The organism is Candidatus Poseidonia alphae (genome assembly GCF_943787815.1).
Classification (GTDB): domain Archaea; phylum Thermoplasmatota; class Poseidoniia; order Poseidoniales; family Poseidoniaceae; genus Poseidonia; species Poseidonia alphae.
Genome location: NZ_CALSNW010000002.1, coordinates 247,321 through 267,394, shown reverse-complemented (window position 1 = coordinate 267,394; position 20,074 = coordinate 247,321). Strand labels below are relative to the sequence as shown.

The 20,074-nt window shown below is 49.7% G+C and carries 15 protein-coding genes; 6 read left to right on the top strand and 9 right to left on the bottom strand.

Annotated elements, in window-relative coordinates:
* Positions 1-5: 5 nt before the first annotated feature.
* Complete coding sequence (locus AAA857_RS04880) at positions 6-221, bottom strand: hypothetical protein (RefSeq protein WP_338173704.1); 216 nt, start codon at positions 219-221, stop codon at positions 6-8.
* Positions 222-305: 84 nt separating this feature from the next.
* The gene (locus tag AAA857_RS04875) at positions 306-2,417 is read right to left on the bottom strand and encodes an MFS transporter (protein WP_338173702.1); all 2,112 of its coding nucleotides are present in this window, start codon (positions 2,415-2,417) and stop codon (positions 306-308) included.
* 275 nt (positions 2,418-2,692) lie between these two features.
* Between AAA857_RS04875 and AAA857_RS04870 the strand changes: the two genes are divergently transcribed.
* The gene (locus tag AAA857_RS04870; RefSeq protein WP_338173700.1) at positions 2,693-3,616 is read left to right on the top strand and encodes a DUF1295 domain-containing protein; all 924 of its coding nucleotides are present in this window, start codon (positions 2,693-2,695) and stop codon (positions 3,614-3,616) included.
* An 87-nt stretch (positions 3,617-3,703) separates the two neighbouring features.
* Here AAA857_RS04870 and AAA857_RS04865 read toward each other — a convergent pair whose 3' ends face one another.
* The 6 genes from AAA857_RS04865 to AAA857_RS04840 form a co-directional block, all read right to left on the bottom strand.
* Positions 3,704-5,674 carry a hypothetical protein gene (locus AAA857_RS04865; protein WP_338173698.1) on the bottom strand — a complete coding sequence of 657 codons (1,971 nt, stop codon included), beginning with the start codon at positions 5,672-5,674 and terminating at the stop codon, positions 3,704-3,706.
* 249 nt (positions 5,675-5,923) lie between these two features.
* Positions 5,924-7,579, bottom strand: a complete 1,656-nt coding sequence (locus AAA857_RS04860) for an amino acid permease (protein ID WP_338173696.1) — start codon at positions 7,577-7,579, stop codon at positions 5,924-5,926.
* A gap of 162 nt (positions 7,580-7,741) precedes the next feature.
* The gene (locus tag AAA857_RS04855) at positions 7,742-8,509 is read right to left on the bottom strand and encodes a succinate dehydrogenase/fumarate reductase iron-sulfur subunit (RefSeq protein ID WP_338173695.1); all 768 of its coding nucleotides are present in this window, start codon (positions 8,507-8,509) and stop codon (positions 7,742-7,744) included.
* Positions 8,509-10,362, bottom strand: a complete 1,854-nt coding sequence (locus AAA857_RS04850) for a fumarate reductase/succinate dehydrogenase flavoprotein subunit (RefSeq protein WP_338173693.1) — start codon at positions 10,360-10,362, stop codon at positions 8,509-8,511. The genes AAA857_RS04855 and AAA857_RS04850 overlap by 1 nt, the downstream gene beginning before the upstream one ends.
* 9 nt (positions 10,363-10,371) lie before the next feature.
* Positions 10,372-11,184 (bottom strand): hypothetical protein, encoded by an 813-nt coding sequence (locus AAA857_RS04845; RefSeq protein WP_338173691.1) that lies wholly within the window; start codon positions 11,182-11,184, stop codon positions 10,372-10,374.
* A gap of 95 nt (positions 11,185-11,279) precedes the next feature.
* Entirely contained in the window at positions 11,280-12,908 is a 1,629-nt protein-coding gene (locus tag AAA857_RS04840) for an aldehyde dehydrogenase family protein (protein WP_338173688.1), read from the bottom strand.
* 175 nt (positions 12,909-13,083) lie between these two features.
* On the opposite strand from AAA857_RS04840, the gene AAA857_RS04835 reads away from it, so the two are divergent.
* From AAA857_RS04835 to AAA857_RS04815, 5 genes are all read left to right on the top strand, one after another.
* Positions 13,084-15,312, top strand: coding sequence for a CDC48 family AAA ATPase (locus tag AAA857_RS04835; RefSeq protein ID WP_338173686.1), 2,229 nt, complete (start codon positions 13,084-13,086; stop codon positions 15,310-15,312).
* 68 nt (positions 15,313-15,380) lie between these two features.
* A complete protein-coding gene (locus AAA857_RS04830) occupies positions 15,381-15,620 on the top strand; it encodes a PRC-barrel domain-containing protein (RefSeq protein ID WP_338173684.1) in 240 nt (79 codons plus the stop codon).
* 113 nt (positions 15,621-15,733) lie between these two features.
* Positions 15,734-17,347, top strand: coding sequence for a DUF4350 domain-containing protein (locus AAA857_RS04825; RefSeq protein ID WP_338173682.1), 1,614 nt, complete (start codon positions 15,734-15,736; stop codon positions 17,345-17,347).
* A 10-nt stretch (positions 17,348-17,357) separates the two neighbouring features.
* Positions 17,358-18,611 carry a DUF58 domain-containing protein gene (locus tag AAA857_RS04820; RefSeq protein WP_338171069.1) on the top strand — a complete coding sequence of 418 codons (1,254 nt, stop codon included), beginning with the start codon at positions 17,358-17,360 and terminating at the stop codon, positions 18,609-18,611.
* A 2-nt stretch (positions 18,612-18,613) separates the two neighbouring features.
* The gene (locus AAA857_RS04815) at positions 18,614-19,831 is read left to right on the top strand and encodes a hypothetical protein (protein WP_338173680.1); all 1,218 of its coding nucleotides are present in this window, start codon (positions 18,614-18,616) and stop codon (positions 19,829-19,831) included.
* Here AAA857_RS04815 and AAA857_RS04810 read toward each other — a convergent pair whose 3' ends face one another.
* Entirely contained in the window at positions 19,832-20,071 is a 240-nt protein-coding gene (locus tag AAA857_RS04810) for a hypothetical protein (RefSeq protein ID WP_338173678.1), read from the bottom strand.
* Positions 20,072-20,074: the final 3 nt, after the last annotated feature.

The following is a 20,074-nucleotide window of genomic DNA, read 5'->3' as shown; positions in this document are numbered from 1 at the left end:
AAACATCACCACCTCTCTGCATTGGGCAATGTTCGGTCAACATTCGACCGAACTTCGGTCAACGCTCGGTCAATCTTCGGTTGAACTTCGGTCGAAAAGGCGGCGAGGAGGCTGGTTGCCTCGTCGATGAGTCCTGCTTGGAGCAAAGCGTGAGCCGACCGAATGGTTGCTTCGAGTTGAGCCACTTGGGTTTGGGGAGCGGAGACTGGTACGTCCGCCACCAACTTTGAGTCCGTACCCCGCGAAGCGTGGATTCCGGTTCTGTGGTGACTTAACATCTGAAACTTTACATTTGAAGAAAGAACTCAAACCTCGGTGTTGAGCGTCCGGTCGGTCTCCTCTGGATCGATGAACAAGGCGGCGAGGATCACAAATGTTTCGAGCACGGCAGCGATGTAAAAGATGGTCTGATAGTCGTACTGGGCGGCAAAGATGGGCGCCAACTGGTAGCCGATGATGGCGGAGAGGTTCATCATCGCCATGTAGCCAGTGAATTGTGTACCACCCACTTCTGCCCATGTGACCCGCATCATCAGGGAATAGGCACAGATGGAAACGATGGCCCAGAGGAAGGTGTGAATAATCCACACCAACATCATGAACCAACCTTCGCCCCACATGGAATTGAGCATACCCCAAGTTAAGGTTGTCAATGAAGCACTGAGGGCCGCAAACATCAGCACGGATTTGCCCCCAAAACGACGACCAAGTTCGCCACCGGCCATGGCTCCCAACATCGTCACCACAAGGATGATTCCGCCCTTAGTGGCGTTGAACTGTTCTTGGGTCCAACCCAATTCTTGGAGGAAGAGCAAAGGAAGAATGGGAATGAGTATGAAGGCAAGGGAAATAACGAGACTGACGATGATCCCGAGTTGGGCTGAACGAACCGAAAAGGCCGTTCGGATGTTGCCCAAAATGACGCTAAAGTCCCGAACTTCCTTGGCGCCTTCCTCGGCATCGTCGACCTCCTCAACAACGTCAATCTCGTCCCACGGGAAGCGCTTCTCACCAGGACGTTCACGCATGAAGAGCGGCACCATCATGATGATCACCAAAATCGGAATCTGAATCAAAAATGCGCCGCGGATGCCAACAACACCGATGATGGTGCCGAGCCCTGCGCCACCGATGATACCACCCAAAGACTTGGCCGTGAACATGTAACTGTTGACACGCTCAAATTCGTGAGATTGGAGTACATCAACAGCAAGGGCGTCGGTTGAAACATCTTGCAAGGCAGTGAACACGTTGTAGACAAAGAACAGCGCACCGAGAAGCGAGATGTTATCGGTCAAATCGGGAACCATCAGCATGGTCACGAGCAACGCCACCATGCCCGTTTGGGCGAGGATGATCCAGGGACGACGACGGCCAAAAGCCGGTACTTGGAAGCGGTCAATGATGGGCCCCCAAAGGAACTTGAATGACCATGGCAGGGTACCGAGTGTCAACAGGTAGGCGAGATCGCCAGCATCAGCACCCTCTGCAGCGAGGAAGGTGACCATCGTCACGGTGATGAAGCCCCACGGAACGCCTTGGGCCACGTACAAGGCAGAAAGGGTGATGACACGAGCACGGTAGCTTTCGACGAGGGTTTCACCGTCCGAGGTGGATTCGCCCTCAACAACCTCGGTTTCCGGTTCGCTAAAATCAAGGTCAAGATGGAATCGGTCTCGCTGCTTGGCGGAGACATAACCGACGAGGAACACAACGGGGAAGATCCATCCTGCAAACAAGAAGACTGGGAGAGAACCGTCACCGACTGCCATGCCCGTCAACGCTTCACCGTCCTCATCGAGAATGGTGAAGTCCAACACGAGCAGACTGACTTCAGTGGCGACCTCCTCGCCATCGTCGTTATGTGAACAGAGGGCACTGTTGAAGGCCTCCGCATCAACCGTTACAGCAAGATTGTAGGCCCCCAATGCCTCTTCACCAAAGGCCAACTGGTCTTCGATTTCACTCTTGGTCAATCCTTCGATCACACCGGAAAGAAGAGAAGCGTTGTGCCAAGTTAAGTTCACCTCATGGGACCCCGGATTTTCTCCAGACCCCGAAAGGGTCCATTCACCCTTGGAAGCAGTTCCTGTAATCGTATCGGGTGCATTGTCTTCGCCGCCCGTACAGAGCGGACCTCCCGAGGTCTCATCTTCACCATAGGTAAGCGATAAGAGAACACCGACAACATGGCCACCAGCCGCCTCAATGTCTTCGACGATGGTTGAGGAATCAAGGCTCCACTCAACGGTTGCTTCGTCTTGATAGTCAGCGGATTTTGTCTCCAATTCAATGGACGCCATGGTCGACTCAACCGTATAGGTACCTGTCGTTTCTGAGCCACCTCCACCACCGCCGAGGCATCCGGTAACCGGTGCGAGAACGACCAGCATCAACAAAAGATGAACCAGTCGCATGGATGGTGGGTGGCTCGGTTCATCTTCAAGATTGTTCACACCTGCTTTGCAGATTCCAACACGTAGGGGCGGTTCAACCACAGCCACTTATCCATTTGAGCCGCTACTTAGGCCGTCGCCTCAGCTCGTAATCGAGGATGTTGAGGCGAGTTGTTGCATTTTTCTTATTGTGAAATGCTGGGTTGGTGTTGCCGTCCATTTGGCGACATTACGGGGTCCGTACCCCTTTGATTCCGCATCTACCTCTGACTGAAAGCAAAATAATTAACAAGATGATGATACTAGAAAGTGCGTTAGCAATGGATTCTACTCGTCAAGATGTCCGATTAACAACAATGGTTGTCGCTTCAACGTTTGTCATTGTTTTTTTAGTGGTTCGTGCAGTTGAACATAACTCGGTCATCCTGAACGGATACTCCGCTGTTCTGTTTTGTGCAGTGATGAGTATCGCCATACAATGGGTAGCGTGGATACCAGCATCCATCGGAAAAACCGAACGCTTCTACGATTTAACAGGTGGCTTAACCTACCTCATCGTGGTAGGATTCAGCCTTTGGGCAGGATCACAGTCCGAACCTCCAAGTTTGAGAGAACTAATCGTCAGTTTACTTGTTGTCATCTGGTCTTTGCGCCTGTCCAGTTTTCTTTATCGCCGTATTCATCGAACTGGAAAAGACGGACGCTTCGATCAACTCAAAACATCGCCGATCCGATTCCTAGTACCATGGACGCTTCAAGGCCTGTGGATTTTCCTGACAATGATTGTCGTTATAGTCATTAACAGTCAAGCCGATTCAGCACCAGCATTTGGGATATGGGACGGCATGGGATTGTCAATATGGATAGTCGGATTTGGTTTTGAAGTTATAGCAGATAGGCAAAAGACAGTATTCAATGCAGAACCTAATAACCAAGGCAAATGGATCGACAGTGGGTTGTGGTCTTTCTCCAGGCATCCAAACTACCTCGGGGAAATCCTTCTCTGGACTGGAATCGCCTTCTTTGGAGTTTCCTGCTTTACTGGTTTAGAACGGGTTGCTTGGATCTCGCCCGTATTCATTTATCTTCTCTTAACAAAAGTCAGTGGAATCCCCATACTGGATAAACGAGCGTTAGAGAAGTGGGGAGATTCTCCAGAATACAAGGAATACAGAGACAATACTCCTGCTCTTATCCCTCGGTTGAGTAGAAAATCGTGATGTACAAGCAAGAAATATTTGTCTTAAACCACAGCAGAGCTGGAAGGCATGGAGTCTCCAGCATTGGAACCGAACCCTCGTTTCCGTTCAAACCAATTTCATTTGTACGGAGTAGGATGCAGGTTGTTTGGAAACACTTTTCTGCCACAAATGTTCACTGAGATTCCAAACTGCAGTTTCGAGTTCCGAACGATGTCTGTCATTGCGCTGACCGTGAGGGGGAGAATGGAGTTGGCACAACAAAGAGCCGTTATCGTACTCCAAAACAGATTGCAGAGGAGAGGGTATTGAGGGGTCGTCAACCGTCGCAATGCATTCAATCAATTGTTGATGACCGTTGAGAACCAACGCTGGTCTTACCAATGGTTCATCGACTGATATGTGTACCTCGCCAGTATCCAATATCGGTATCCCCGATGCTAGAAAAGAGGTGACTTCTTGTATGGCTGAAGTCCCAATTTGAGCATAAATAGATTCCAAATAGTCGCCAAGCCATTTCGATTCACCGTCTGCTTGCAAGGTATATTCAGGTTGATGTTGCTCCGGTTTTACAACGTAAACATTGAACCCTTTGTCGTGGAGCATTCGTGCGATAAGGCATTCCAATATACCATAACCCACAACAAGGTATACACCTTCCACATCGATTTGATGTCGGTTGACATGAGATTCATATCGTTCAACATCGAGTCTGGATTTGTGAGTAAGAATATCCCTTTTACGGACGACGCCCATCACCGGCATTGATGGGAAAAACGGACGGTCAAACAATCCATGACACCACTGAACTCCAACAACGGATGAAGGGTCTCGGCCATCGAGTGCATATTTGTCGTTTAATTTCTGACCCAGTTCAAGCGAGGTTTCCAAATCATTTGTCCATATCGGCAGGGCTTTTCCCCATGTCATTCTCAGGTTGTTGTGAAGTTCACCATGATGGATCAACGAACGCTGACATAGATTCCACAGTTCAGACGGAGATTTTGCATGCTCCAACTCAACCGGATGGGGTAAGACTGTCCGAGGGTCATCAGCGGTACTGCGCCACGATTCCTGTGCCCATGAAGGTAAATTTGAGGGCGAGTAGGGCTCACTAACGCTGTAAATATGATGCCATGCATGTTCACGAAAAATGAGGAGTTCATCCAAGTATTTGTCAGCAGACTTTGTCCCAATTGCGGCGGCTTCCCTTGCGACTCTCATCGGAGAAAGAAAGCCGTAGTGAAACGCATAGGAAAGACGAGAAACGCCTGTTGGGTCTGCAGCGTTATTTCTTCGGCGAGCATATCCATTCAATCCGTTGGATAGAAACCCCTGCCATTTGCTAAGGGCAGCCTGCTCTCCACCCCGCTCTTGCCAGACTGGATGAACCGTGGGGTCAATGTTACAGGTTCGCAGCAAAGCAAAACGTTCCATTGGATTCTTGAGTACCGATTGAACGTCAACGGGCTCAAAAGGCAAGGGGCCTTCATACGGGCGTGCATCTGCCCTACATGTCGGCCAAGAAGATTGAACCCTACGCTTTCTCATCTTCTTGGTAGCATTGCGGAATTTGAACGGTCGGTCAACGGATTTGCCGTACAACGGCATCGGAATGACACAGTGGCAGTCCACATCAACAACTGGACAAGAAGCACTTCTCGCAATGGTTTCAACCCATGCAGTCCACGGAGGGAGAGGAAACATGTCCGTGACAATACAACTTGCATCTTCAGCGAAGGAACGCATAACTGAGGGTCGATGACCTTCACGAGCCAGATGGAAGACGTAACGTAAACCAAGTTTCATACAACCTTCATTCATGTCAACCGCAGCATCAAGAATCATGTTGTGATGACGAAGGGATGCGAAAGGGTATCGCTCATCAAGGCCGTGATAAATGACCAGAGGGAGATTGTACTTTGCTGCGATATGCCGACCTACATCGATTGCGGGATTCTCATGAGTACGGAAGGAAGATTTGAGCCAAACCACGACTGGTCCGTCTCCTCGAGGATGTTCCAAAACATTGAGCGGTCGCACCCGGTCCCTCAAATGCTCTGGTAGATGACCTATCATGGTTGCAACAGAATTCTATACGATATATACCGGTGTTTTCAAACGGAGGATTCTAAATCACTGACATCGTCAATTGTAACGAAAAAAACAGCATGTACTGCTGGCGGACTGTCACAACGCATATCATATGACCCAGATCTTGCTGAATGTTACAAAATACATCAAATAAATATTCAGATGGGCTGACTTCAACGGTGCAATTCCAACATGGGTTCTTGATGAAAGGTCATCAAGGTTGAAGGGGTTGATTCATTCCTGTTCTGAATTGATGAAAAGGCCGAAAAATTCGTCAATGTCGATTACCCCGTTCTCATCCTCATCCGATTGATGGAAAATTGCCCTCGACTCGTCAACAGAATATGTGAACCCGAGTGCTCGAAGTGCATTTTGGAATTCACTCACATTGAGGTGTCCTTTACCTCCAAAATCAGCTGCATGGAAAGCCGTCATCCTAAGCTGATGTTCAGACGATGATGCTAGGCCAAATTGTTCCCGAAACGTTGCAATGGGTGTTTGGTCTGAAGCGATGTAGTGTTGGCGGCCGTAGAGATAGTAGGTAGCCAAGCCTGCTACGACTGCAGCACCTCCTCCAATGAAGGCCTTCGATCCCATGAGAACGATCAAGCAGCCTCCGGCAATAATTCCCCAGAGTTGCATCAACGGGTACATGGGTCCTTTGTAAGCGGGATTCCAATCGTGCCGGTCACTTGTTTGGCGAAGAACGATGACACAAGAATTAATCATCATGAAAATCATAATTTTGAATCCAGACGCTAATTTTACGACATCTTTGAGAGGGACAAACAAGATTGCAAGGCACATGGCCAATCCTGTGATGATAATCGGGATGTGTGGTGTTTCGTACTTTACATTTACATTTTCAAGTGGCTGAGGCAGGAGGTTGTCTCGAGCCATTGCAAACAGGAATCGAGATGAGGCAAGAATTCCTGCTAAGGCCATTGAAATCATGGTGAGCACCGAGAGCACTGCAGCAAAGATTCCGAACTTTGTATTCACAACATGCTCTGCAAAGACATAAATTGGGTCTTCAACAACTTCTCCGTCGGTTCCAATCCACCATTCCCCCGGAATGCTGGCCATCATCAGGAAAGCAATGACCGAGTAAAGGATGGTTGCGATGAGCAGAGACAGCATGATACCTGCTGGTAGGTTCTTTTCAGGATCCTTGACTTCTCCACCAATTGCGGCTACTTTTGTCACTCCTGCATAGGCGACAAAGACAAATGCAGCGGTCTCGGCTAACGTCCAAACATCGGTGTTGAATGCGCCCTCAAGAGGTATGCTAGCATCAAAGTCCGCTGAGAATAAGGCTGCTATACAAATGACGAGCAAGAGGATGACCGTCATAATCACAATCGGTGTTTGAACCGCTTTTACCTTGTTAACTCCCATGATATTGACTACGGTAATTAACAACAATGCCGATAGGGAGAGCGTCTTGATATTGATTTCTAAATCAAAATAGGTTGTGACGGCAAGGAAGTATGCGGAAAAGCCAATCAGGGCAAAGGCCGATTTTAGCAGAAATGAAGCCCATAGACCCAGGCCGCTTATCGTTCCAATCATTGGCCCGTAGGTTCGTTCCAAAAATACGTATGAACCTCCACTGGTAGGCATTCCCGAAGACAGTTCGGATTTAGACAACGCACCAGGCAAGACCACCGATGCAGCAAGAAGAAAAGCCAGCCAAATACCTGGGCCCATGATCTGGGCTGCAAAGGTTGGTGTGACGAAAATCCCCGGCAGCATTGCAGACAGGGAAATAATCACAACACCTGCTAGGCCGATGGTACGAGCAAGTGTTCCCTTGATTTCTTCTGAAACGCTTTCCATATCGCCTTTGACGACACCAGAAATTATTTTTTCAACAGTACTTTTAGCCATCTCACTCCCCCGATATCCGACATAAACTAACTGAGTATTTGGTGTTAATAAGTAATACAATATATTCTATTGCCTAAAATGTGAAAGAATAATTCCGGAATCCGGGGATTCATTAATCATCAAATAATATCTCTTTGGGAAAATGAGTGAAAAGAGCTCCAATCAGTACCTTACCTTCTTTCGTGTGATGGTTCTCCAGATTCGTTGAAGCGGGTCGTAATAACGGTCGACAACACGTTCCTTGAGTTGAATAATGGCGTCATCAGTGATCTGAATGCCGGCTGGACAAACTTCGGTACAGCAACGGGTAATGTTGCAGTATTCAACCCCGAATTCCTTTTTGATTTCTGGAATCCTATCTTCTGTGTCGAGAGGGTGCATTTCATATTGAGCCAAACGGACCAGGTTGCGCGGTCCTGCGAATCCATCAAACAGAGCGTGGTCTCGCAACACGTGACATGTGTTCACACAAAGGAAGCATTCAATGCACTCTCGGAATTGTTGGACACGGTCTGCTTCCATTTGATTGAATTCCCAGTTCATTTCATCTGGCCCGTTAATGGGTTTGATGCGCTGAGCAACTTCGTAATTCCAACTTACATCAGTCACCAAATCTTTGACGTGAGGGAAGGCTTTCATTGGACGTACTTCTATCGGCTGTCCTTCTGGAGTTTCAGCGACGACATCGCTCATACGAGTCATGCACATTAAACGAGGTCGCCCGTTAATTTCAGCCGAACATGAGCCGCATTTTCCAGCCTTACAGTTCCAACGAACTGAAAGGTCAGGTTCTTGTTCGTGTTGAATTCTATGAAGACAATCCAGAACAACCATTCCTTCGTCAAGTTCAACATCATAGGATTCGAGACTCGCTTCCTCGCCTTCTCCTCGTAGAATCTTGAACGCCTGCTTCTTTCCTTTGAGCGACATCACTTTTCACCTCCTGCTTCGGCGGCTCTCTCAGCAATCATCACTTTGACCTCATTGAGGGCCTCCTCAAGGTCGTCGCGTATGGCTTCAACCGGTTCCTGCCGAATCTTCATCTCCCCATCTTCCATCCAAATGATGTTGAGGGTTTTCCCCCAGTAATCATCCTCAGGCGTTGGGAAGTCATCTCTTGTGTGACCTCCACGGCTTTCTTCCCGTGTCACTGCTGCGAGGGTCGCTGCGTGAGAGACATCAACCATATTGATCAGGTCGAGTGCTTGATGCCATCCAGAGTTGTATTTACGTGATGTTCCGGAGGAACAAGCCATGGCTCGCGCCTTGTAGGATTTCAAATCTTCAAGTGCTTCATCAAGTTCTGCCTTGGTGCGTATGATGCCGACCTTGGCCTGCATCATGTCGCGCATTTCGTCGTAAATCGCCCCTGGGTTTTCTCCGCCTTCCCGCATGAGCGGCGCAAGCATATCGTCAATGGCTGCGCCAACCTGCTCGTCATCAATGGTCGGCTGGGCCAAATCTTTGGCTCGTTTTGCAGCAAATTCACCTGCACGCTTCCCAAACACGATGAGGTCTGAAAGCGAGTTGCCCCCGAGACGGTTTGCACCGTGCAATCCAGATGCGACTTCCCCACAAGCAAAGAGGCCGGAAACGGTCGTTTCTTGGGTTTCGGCATTAACACGAACGCCGCCCATGACATAGTGAGCCGTTGGTCCAACTTCCATTGGTTCCTTTGAAATATCAACACCAGCCAATTCTTTGAATTGATGGTGCATGCTGGGAAGTTTCTTCAAGATGGCTTCTTCACCACGGTGAGAAATATCGAGGAATGCCCCGCCGTGAGGTGAACCTCGCCCTGCCTTTACTTCCGAATTGATGGCCTTAGCAACAACGTCACGGGTGAGAAGTTCAGGCGGTCGGCGAACTGTGGCGAGTTTCCCGCTGACAACTTCCTCAACCCATTGGTCGGATTCTTCAATGGTGTCAGCGTGGTCACCTGCAAACATCTCAGGAACATAGTCGAACATGAATCGCTTTCCTTCAGAGTTCGTCAATCGTCCACCTTCACCACGAACACCTTCGGTCACCAGAATACCTCGGACCGATGGCGGCCAAACCATACCGGTGGGGTGGAATTGAACGAATTCCATGTCGCGGAGTTCTGCACCAGCCCAGAGAGCGAGAGCATGCCCGTCTCCAGTGTACTCCCAAGAGCCTGAACACACGGACCAGCATCGGGTGATGCCGCCAGTGGCCAAGACAACTGATTTTCCTGAGAACGCATGAACGTCTCCGTCAACACGAGTGTAAGCAACGCATCCAGTGACGCGGTCTCCTTCCTTCAACAGGGTTCGGACGGTGTATTCCATGAAGATGTCTATGCCTTCGTGAATGCCTCGCTCTTGGAGGGTGCGAATTAATTCGAGCCCGGTTGCATCGCCGACGTGTGCGAGACGGGGGAAGGTGTGTCCGCCAAAGTTTCGTTGATTGATCAAATTGTTTGGCGTTCGGTCAAAGACTGCTCCCCATTGTTCCAGTTCCCGAACTCGATCGGGTGCTTCTTTCGCATGGAACTCAGCCATTCGCCAGTTTGCAAGCCACTTGCTTCCTTTCATCGTGTCGTGGAAGTGAACCTTCCATCCGTCACGTGGGTCGGCGTTTTGGAGTGCAGCAGCACATCCACCTTCGGCCATGACCGTGTGGGCCTTACCGAGGAGAGACTTGGTAATGATGGCCGTTTTTGCACCGCTTCGGGCAGCCTCAATAGCTGCTCGTAAGCCTGCCCCACCGGCGCCAATTACAATAACATCGTATTCGTGGTTGGTTATTTTTTCAGTCATCATCTCACCTCAAATTACAAACAATACGACGTCGTTAACGTAATCTTCACAAACAGCCAGCACCCAAAGGTCTCCTAAAAACACGAAGGTCAAGGATGTCCAAAACCAAAACCCGTGGGAGCGGTTTAAGATACTGATTTTTCCAAAGAGTTTACCTCGGATTTGACTTAGACCCGTTGTCCAGCGGTCCAGCATGCCACCAGCGAGATGGCGGAGTGCGTGACAAGAAGTGACGTACATGGTGAGCAAGAAGGCCTCAATGCCCATGACGAGGGTTCCTAGGGAAAGCCCGATGCCGTCATCAAACGTCATGGCGTGGGTCACGTCCCACCATTTTATGAGGAGAATGACCATTGCTGCGTAGAGGAAATATCGGTGCAAATTGTTGAAGATGAACAAGCGCTTTTCTCCCTGATAACCAAGTTTTTTGTTGATTTCAGGTTCGTCGACCCAACAAGCAACGGGGCTCGCGAAGAAGGTACGGTAGTAAACTCGGCGCATGTAGTAGCAAGTTCCACGGAATCCAAATGGAATCCAAAGAATCAACACCGCAGCATTGACCCAGGTCGGATGGTCCCACGAAGAAAGGCCAAACAAGTCCCACTCCAACACGTTCGGCGAGAAGATCGGTGACATCACCGTAGAGCCCTCTAGGCTGTAGGAAATTGTCCCTTCAGTGGTGTAGATGAACAAACGCCAGAAGGTGTAAATCATGGCTGCAGTCAAGCCTATACCCATGGTGAGCGGCTGGCTCCACCAGTTGTCTATTCGGTTCGTTCGACCCAAGCCGTTGATGACTGGGAGTTTGATGCCGTCGCCCATGGTTACACCCTCACGTCCCCTAAGGGAACATGCTACCCAATGCAGCAGGGTCTTTGAGGTTCACCATTGGCCCACAGGAGTTTGGAAGGTCAATTTCAAGCCAATTGAGTCCAGTCGACATCGGCTTCAGCCATCTCAACTTCTTCAACATCCATCTGCGCAAGTTGGAGTTTTCCTGACAATTCATCGTTGACTGCATGCCAGTATGAATAGGCTTCAATAACCCAAATTCCGGATTCACGGGTTCCGTTTCCTGAGCCTTTCACTCCGCCGAACGGAAGGTGAGCTTCTGCCCCGGTGGTGGAATTGTTGATCCCTGTCATTCCAGCCTTGATGCCGGTTTTGTAGCGGTACGCTTCCAAACGGTCGTTGGTGTAGATGGCCGAAGACAAACCATAGGGGCTTGCGTTGGCCAAGTGAAGGGCATGGTCGAAATCGTCAGCCTTGCAGATGGTCACGGCTGGCCCGAATACTTCCTCGTGGAAGCACTCCATGTCTTCGGTGACTTCGGTGAAAACGTGAGGCCACATGAACACACCGTCTTCAGCCGTACCGAGGAAATTAGCAGGTTGATTGTCGCTGGTAATTCGACCTTTTCCGAACATGTGGTTGGCGCCCGATGCCTTGCACATTTCAACTCCGGTGAGGAAGTCCTTGGCGTACTTTTCGGACAACATGGGACCGTACAATACACCATCATGGGCTAAGGAGTCTCCAATGGTTGTGGACTCAACTTTGGCCATGAACTTGGTCATGAATTCATCGTAAATGTCCTTGTGGAGGATCAAGTTACCCAGTGAGGTACATCGCTGACCCGCAGTTCCAAATGCGCCCCAGTATGCTCCTTCAACAGCATTGTCAAGGTTAGCACTGGGCATGACGACCAGTGGATTCTTGCCACCGAGTTCAAGCGAACATGACACCAAATTGCGACCGCATACTTCTCCGATCATCTTACCGACTTCTGTAGAGCCTGTGAAAGAAATTTTGTTGACGCGCCCTTCATCGACAGCGTCGACAAGGTATTGTCCAGCGCCGCTTCCTTTCCCGTGAACCAAGTTGATCACACCGTTTGGTAGTCCTGCTTCGTGCATGATACGTGCAAGAGCGAAGGAGAGGAGAGGAGCGTCTTGTGGGCTCTTCCACACGCATGTGTTTCCACACATGATGGCTGGAATCATCTTCCAAAAAGGAACGGCTGCAGGAAAATTGCAGGCGTTGATGATACCACAGACACCGAGAGGGCGGCGGTAGGTGAACAATTCTTTATCGGGCAATTCCGAGTTGACTGTTTGGCCGTACAAGCGACGTCCTTCGGACTGGAAAAAGAGACAGGTGTCGATGGCCTCTTGAACCGAGCCAGCGGACTCTTTGAGAGTCTTGCCGATTTCACGGGTTTCAAGGGCAACGATGGCGTCTTTGTGTTCCATCAGCAATCGTCCCATGTTTCCGATGATCTGACCACGGGTTGGAGCCGGGGTTGCAGCCCATCCTGGAAAAGCAGCGTGTGCAGCGTCCAATGCAGTGTGGACATCCTTCCTGGTTGAAAGGGGGAATTCGCCGAGTGTGTCGTTGAGGATAGCGGGGTTGACGGAGGTAAAAGAGGCGCCATCGCTCGCCAGTGATAACTGACCGTTGATGATGTTGTACCCCTTGACGCTGGGCTTACCATTCGGGTTGTTTGAAGTCAAAAATTCGAGGCCGGTTTCTAGGACGTGAACCATAAGCAAAGCGAACAACACTCGTCTCTTGAATGTGATGGAACGAATGACATGACCAATATAAGGCGTGGATTTAAGTGAGTCCTGCTGTTTTGCAGTCTGTTAACTGACCTGAACGGCGTGGTGGAGTCTTCATATACCGTCGTACGCCAATAGGAAATGTTGAGGAGCGAGTGTTATGTCTGACAAAGAGGAATCTGTATCATTGCGAGTATCAAAAGCCATACCGTCAGACGTAGGACACGGGCGTGCCCGTATCTCAGCGGACATGGGTCTGGACTTGAAGCCCGGCGACATCGTTGAAATCAGCGGTGACAATCGCTCAACGGCTGCTATCTACTGGCGAAGTCGCCCTGAAGATGCAAAGATGGACATTATTCGCGTGGACGGAATCATACGCAAAAATGCTGGAGTCAGCCTCGGAGACCGAGTCACGGTGACTAAAGTCGAGGCAAAGGATTGCACAAAACTCACCATTTCGCCGGTCATGGCCAACAAACAGAAGGTGAAGTTTGGCCCTGGAATCGAGGGATTTGCTCGCAGAGGCCTTGCAAAGCGTCCGGTTGTAGCGGGAGACCGTATTTTCATTCCAGGAATGACGTTGTTTGCAGAAGCACTTCCGTTTGCAGTTGTACAAACAACTCCGAAAGGTATCGTCAAAGTCACAACCGATACAGAAATCGTCATCAAAGACGAAGCTGTTGCAGAAGAGGACGTTGGTCAATCGGAAGGAATCACCTACGAAGACGTCGGTGGGATCGGGCAACAGTTGCTCAAGGTTCGAGAAATGATTGAACTGCCTCTCAAGCACCCTGAGTTATTCCGAAGGCTCGGCATTGACCCGCCAAAGGGCGTATTGCTCCACGGACCCCCAGGTACCGGAAAAACAATGATTGCAAAGGCTGTTGCTACCGAAGTTAACGCTCACTTCAAGAGCATTAACGGGCCTGAGATTATATCCAAATACTACGGAGAATCCGAAAAACAATTGCGTGAAATTTTTGACGAAGCCGCCGAGAATGCCCCTGCAATTATCTTCATCGACGAAATCGATTCAATCTGTCCCAAGCGTGAAGACGTTTCCGGTGAAGTTGAGCGCCGCGTCGTTGCTCAAATGCTTACCTTGATGGATGGAATGCAGGGCCGTGACAACGTTGTGGTGATCGGCGCTACCAATCGCCGTGATGCACTTGACCCAGCGCTCCGTCGCCCTGGTCGCTTTGACCGTGAAATTGAAATCGGCGTCCCTGACCGTGATGGCCGAAGTGAAATCATGGACGTTCACACACGACAAATGCCGATTGCAGAGGATTTTGACATCGCGTGGGTCCTTGACAACACCTACGGGTTTGTCGGTGCTGACCTCGCTGCACTTGTTCGTGAAGCAGCCATGCGGGCCCTGCGACGATACCTTCCTGAAATCGACTTGGAGGAAGAAACCATCCCTCCCGAAGTCCTTGAAAAAATGGAAGTTTGCATGGACGACTTCAAGGAAGCAATCCGTGACATTGAACCTTCTGCATTGCGAGAAATTTACGTCGAAGTGCCTGAAGTCTCGTGGGAAGAGGTCGGTGGACTCAATGAAGTCAAAGACCGACTCAAGGAATCAGTGGAATGGCCGCTTACCAAACCTGAACTCTTTGAGCACTTTGGCATCAAACCTCCTCGAGGAATTGTGCTCTTCGGGGCACCGGGAACTGGAAAGACCCTCCTTGCTAAAGCCATCGCTAATGAGGCCCAAGCAAATTTCATCAGCATCAAAGGACCTGAACTGATTTCGAAGTGGGTCGGAGAATCCGAACGAGCAATCCGTGAGATTTTCAAGAAGGCAAAGCAATCTGCACCGTCCATCATCTTCCTTGATGAGTTCGAATCCATCGCCTCCATGAGAAGCGGTGGTTCTGCTTCAGAAGGCAGCGATGTTTCTAACCGAGTCGTGAACCAACTCCTGGCCAGCATGGATGGAGTGGAATCGCTTGACGGCGTTATCATCGTTGCCGCAACCAACCGTCCAGAAATGATTGACCCTGCCCTTCTTAGAAGTGGCCGCTTCGAACGTGTTCTTCACGTGCCTCCGCCCGACTCAGGAGCCCGAGAGGTCATCTTCAACATCCACAGTGAAGGAATGCCTTTGAGCAAGTTCTCTTTCAAGGATATCCTCACCGGCATGGATGGGTTCACAGGAGCTGACATTGAGGCTGTGTGCCGAGAAGCAGCCCTCATCTGCATGCGTGCAGGAAAGAAACGCGTCACAAAAACCCACTTTGAAGAAGCCATATCTCGAGTGCGCCCTACGGTCACCCCAGACATGTTGGACTACTACCAAAAGATGGAAACTCGTTTGACATCAGGATTGAGCAACATCAAGCGAAATCGTGACTTCAGTCGTGGCATGGAAACCATGTGATTTCGCTTCACCGCACCGACGCATTCATTTGGCCTCGCCGAGACGGTCATTCTACAGAGGAAGATGAAATGGCAATCTTTGGTAGGGAAGTCATAGGCCGTTTGGTCGTTGATCGCACGGGAACTGACCTGGGCAATTTAACGGACATTCATTTTGACCTCAAAACGGGGGCTATCAGCGAACTCATTGTCACCGTTGAAGCAACGGTCAACGCCGCAGCACTCCCTTTTGAAAGCCGTGAAAACACCGTTATGATTCCAGTCGATGCAGTCTCAAGAGTGGCGACAAAAATTCATCTCAACCAATGAAACACTCCTCTTTTTTGTGATGGAACCCATGAGCATTTTATGTCCTTGTGTGGACAACCTTCTAAAGATAAGTGAAACCGTGGAAGAATGGGTAGTTCTCCCAAGTGATGTCCATGGTCGGCCTGCCTGCTAATTTCAACGCCAGAAGGGTTGCCCTTCAAGCGTCATTTTGGCTTGTTATGCTTGTACTTTTGATGACAATCTTGCTTAATTTCATCAATTTAAGCGCCACAAACCAACTTTCTGCTTACGATGATGACTGGAACGACATGTCTGCATTTCGAGAAGACATCAAAGAGATGGGGATTCAAACCAACTCCCTGGTGAGCAGCCCCCTCCTCCTTGGCGATATTGAAGACCCCCGTAACACAACCTATATCCTCGCCGGTGTCGAACGGGACACCCTTACCCTACCACAATTTGACGAGGACGGTTTCATTACCATCGCTTCCGACAGTGGATACTCCCCTTCGGAAATCAACGCCATTGTTGAGTTTGTAGAAGCCGGTGGAACTGCCCTTGTTTTGGAAGATTACGGCTACGGAAGTTCTGTTGCAGAAGCATTCGGCGTGAGTTATACGGGCGAGCAAGTTTACGACACCAACTACGTCGCTGAACTCGATAAAAATTACATTTGGATGTGCATTCAAGAGAATCCATGTGGCATGAACGGCACAGAGATTGACCCGAAAACCCTCTCATCCCACGAACGTTGGAGCAATGTTGGTGAACAAGGTGAACATCCTTGCTCACGATTGGACGGCGAAAGCATGACACAAGCAGAAGCCGGCCTCTGCGTTCAGCACTGGGACAGTGGCGCCATCGATTACAATGGCACCTATCAGATGCTTCTCAACAACGTTACGGGACTCGAAATTATTCCCGGAGTTCGAGGGCCACTGAGCGAAGTTGCGGTTCGCGCCATGACCAGCAACGAAGCAACCGTTGACGTTAACGGAGATGGAGATATACAGGTTGGTAGTGAGATCACTCCTGCAACACCAGACAGGTGGGGTCAGTTCAATCTCAGCATTGAGGCCTGTGCTCGAACCAGTTGTGAACCCTCGGATGGTGGTCGAATCGTCTTCATGGCCGACGGGTCTGCGCTGATCAACGCCATGTACGATTACGAAGGGTTCAATGATGGAAAATACGGTAAAACCGCAACATTCGTGCCCGCAAACGACAATCGAAAGTGGGCCATGGATTTCATCGCTGAAGCCTTGATGAGTCAACTGGAGGGTGAAGAAGGCGAACCTGCTGAAAATGCAATGGTCATTTTTGATGAATCCCGTCACCCTCAAAGCGCTCTTGCAGCTGATTCTTACAACACCGTTTACTTCCTTCTCGTCTACTTCACAGGAGAAGGTTTGGCCATGCTCCTTCTTTTCCTGATTCTGTTCGTCACCTTTGAAGCAGTTCTCATCAAGAAACGGGACCCTGAACCATGGCGTCACGTGTTTAGCATCATCTACTACGGTTTTGGTGATGCGAACAGATATGCTTACTACTCCAAAGTGGAGAAGATCCGTCAAGTGTTCCTGTCCAAGGTCCGAAATCAAAACGGCCTCAACCGCGAAGAATTCCAAGGTATGCAAGCCAATGAGTTGGTTTCAATGATTAACGACCCTGTTCTTGCTAAATTTGCAGTTGAATCAAACAACCGATACACGCTTGAACAGACGGTCGCTCTGGTCAAACGGATTAAGGCGTGGGGACGTCAGTGAGGTGAGATGAATGTGGACACGTAAAGCTGCTTTCACCTTCACTGGAGGAATTGCCTTGGTGTTGATTGGGATGATGATTTCCAATCAACAAATGATGATTCTTGGCCTCAGTTTGGTCGCCTTCATTGTGGTCAATTCATGGATCGCTGGCCATGGCGACGTTGAAGTCCAACGGACTCTCTCAGCCGACAATCTGTACAAAGGCGACGATTTGTATGTGGAACTCCTTGTAACGAACCGCAGCAACCGGAAAACTCAGATGCTGGACATTTACGATAACATACCGCACGAAATGAAGTTGCGTAGTGGTTTGAATCAAATGCAACTCAACCTCAAACCTGGTGAGAGTGCTCGAATTCGCTATGTGCTCCGTTGCCCATTGAGAGGCCATTACTCCATCGGACCTGTATCCTTACGGGCTCGCAACACCTTCAATTTGGGAGTTGAAGACATGTACGTGGACCACCACAGCGACATCGTCATCTTTCCACAAATCAAGGACATTGAAGAAGCATTCTTACGAAGCCGCACCCCAAAGATGTACACTGGAGCGACGACGCTACGGACACCTGGGCAAGGGTCGGAATTTTATTCGCTCCGAGAGTATGTCCCGGGAGACCCGTTCAAGAACATCAATTGGAAGGCGTTTGCCCGAACCGGCGAACTGATGGTGAACGAAAAATGCCGAGATGCCGTTACCGACCTCTACCTCCTGCTCGACAGCCGTGACCTTGCTCGAATCGGAACCGTCCTCAAAAATCCCCTTGAGATGGGAACCGTGTCCGCTGCAAGTCTTGCAGCCTTCTTTTTGAAACGTCGGGATTCAGTTGCTCTTGCAATTTACGACGAGAAACTATCCTATCTTCCTCCGGACACCGGAGACAAGCAGTACTTCAAACTGCTAAGCGCCCTTGCTGGAGTGACGCCTAAGGGGACCATGCCGCTTCAGGCAGTAACCAACTCCCTCAGTGGAAGATTCAGCCGAGGAAGCCCCGTATTCATCATCTCATCCTGCGAAGGCGACGGGACCGTTCCAGCTGCGGTCCGCGACCTCGTTGGACGTGGACACGAAGTGACCGTCCTGTCCCCATCAAGTGTGGACTTTGAACGTCTGGTGAGTAGAATTCCACGTATGTCATACGAAGTTCTCAAACTTGAACGACAGAATCGCCTCACCACGCTGGCTGGTTCAGGAGCTCAAGTCATTGATTGGATGCCCGACATGGATTTGTCACAGGCATTAATGCAGGTCAGGGGGTACTGAAAATGGCAGGTGAAGTAGGTCTCCAATCAGATGTTCTCTTGGAAGGCACTGCGCGCCCAAGAACCCTTCATCTCAAGAATTTGAGGCGCCAATGGCAGATTCTTTCTCTCCAAATCGTTGCGACCGTCGCCCTCATCACGATGTACGTCCAAGTGGTCCAAACCTACGTAGTTGGCTCGATCGACCACACCATCCTGTTTGACTCCATCGAATTGCTTATTTCAGACCAACTCCCTCTGGGCGACTGGCTCACTGGAGAGGGAAGAGAAGGCCTTTCGAGATTCTTTGTCCCCATGATCATGGGACTCTCCTTGGGAGGAGCCATGGCTTTTATCGCGTTCCAAAGTCCGAAGGTTCAACAGCGCATCAAACTTGGATTCATTATTGGTTTGATCGTTCTTCTCGTTGGACGCCTGCTCCTTTCATGGTTTGCTGGAATGCTGTTTGAATTTAATCTCCGATTGCCCGATGAAAGTGAATTGGAAACCCTCCAGTGGCCACTTCTCATGATTTTGTCACTCATCATTCTCTTCATCTATCTGCTACCTGTTATTATGGGCACCCGTGGAATCTGGGGCCTATCACGCCGTTCAATTGGTTGGGCCATTGGTTTCACGCTCCTTTTCCTTGGAATTCACGCTATCTTGACGTTCCCCCTCATCAAAGGCCAACTTGGGTCCTATGGTGGGGCTTTAGCCACTCTTGAGAGTCAAACATCAGATCCCACGATAGGGCTGTTTGGTTTGAATTTGGTCACAAAGGAACAGTTTGACCTCATTCTCATAGCGGTACTCATCATGGTGTTCCAAGAAGCGAGTTATGGCGTGATCAGGAACCTTGAGTACGCATTCCGCCTCCCTGAATCGTGCAAGCGCGACCCAGAATATGTTCGCCAAATGGATAACGTTCTGAACACTCATTTGCGTCATACCTTCTTTTTCTTAGGCTTAACGGGCCTTGCGACGATGGTTGCATTAGGATTCCACAAAGTTCTCCTTACCATCGTGTCCGATACAACGGGGAGCCAGTGGGCGGGACAGGTCTCTGAATCGATTGAATTGACCCTCACGTATGGACTGGTCATTTCGGCTTTACTGTTCCTTAGCATCATGGCTGTGCTGAGGTTCTTCATCCCATGGCAGAGGGTCATCGGACTCATTCAATCGCGTGGAACTAAAGACGATACAAAACCAGCGACGAAGGATTTTACTCAACTTTAATCATTGCTTGGACTGAATCATTCGCCCAATCATCTCACTCGCAGCGAGCAAGAGCAATGGAAAGGCTACAAAACCAATCCCAAATCCAAGCCAATTGGTGTTGAACCGGTCGCTAATGTTGCCTCCGTAAACTACGGTCATAACAATAACTGCCACCAACATCAGGCGTTCAAGAAACAGTGGATAAGGTCGCCCTTTCCCTTCTTCTCGTCCCAGCAGGGTAGTAGGCTCGTTGGACACTTC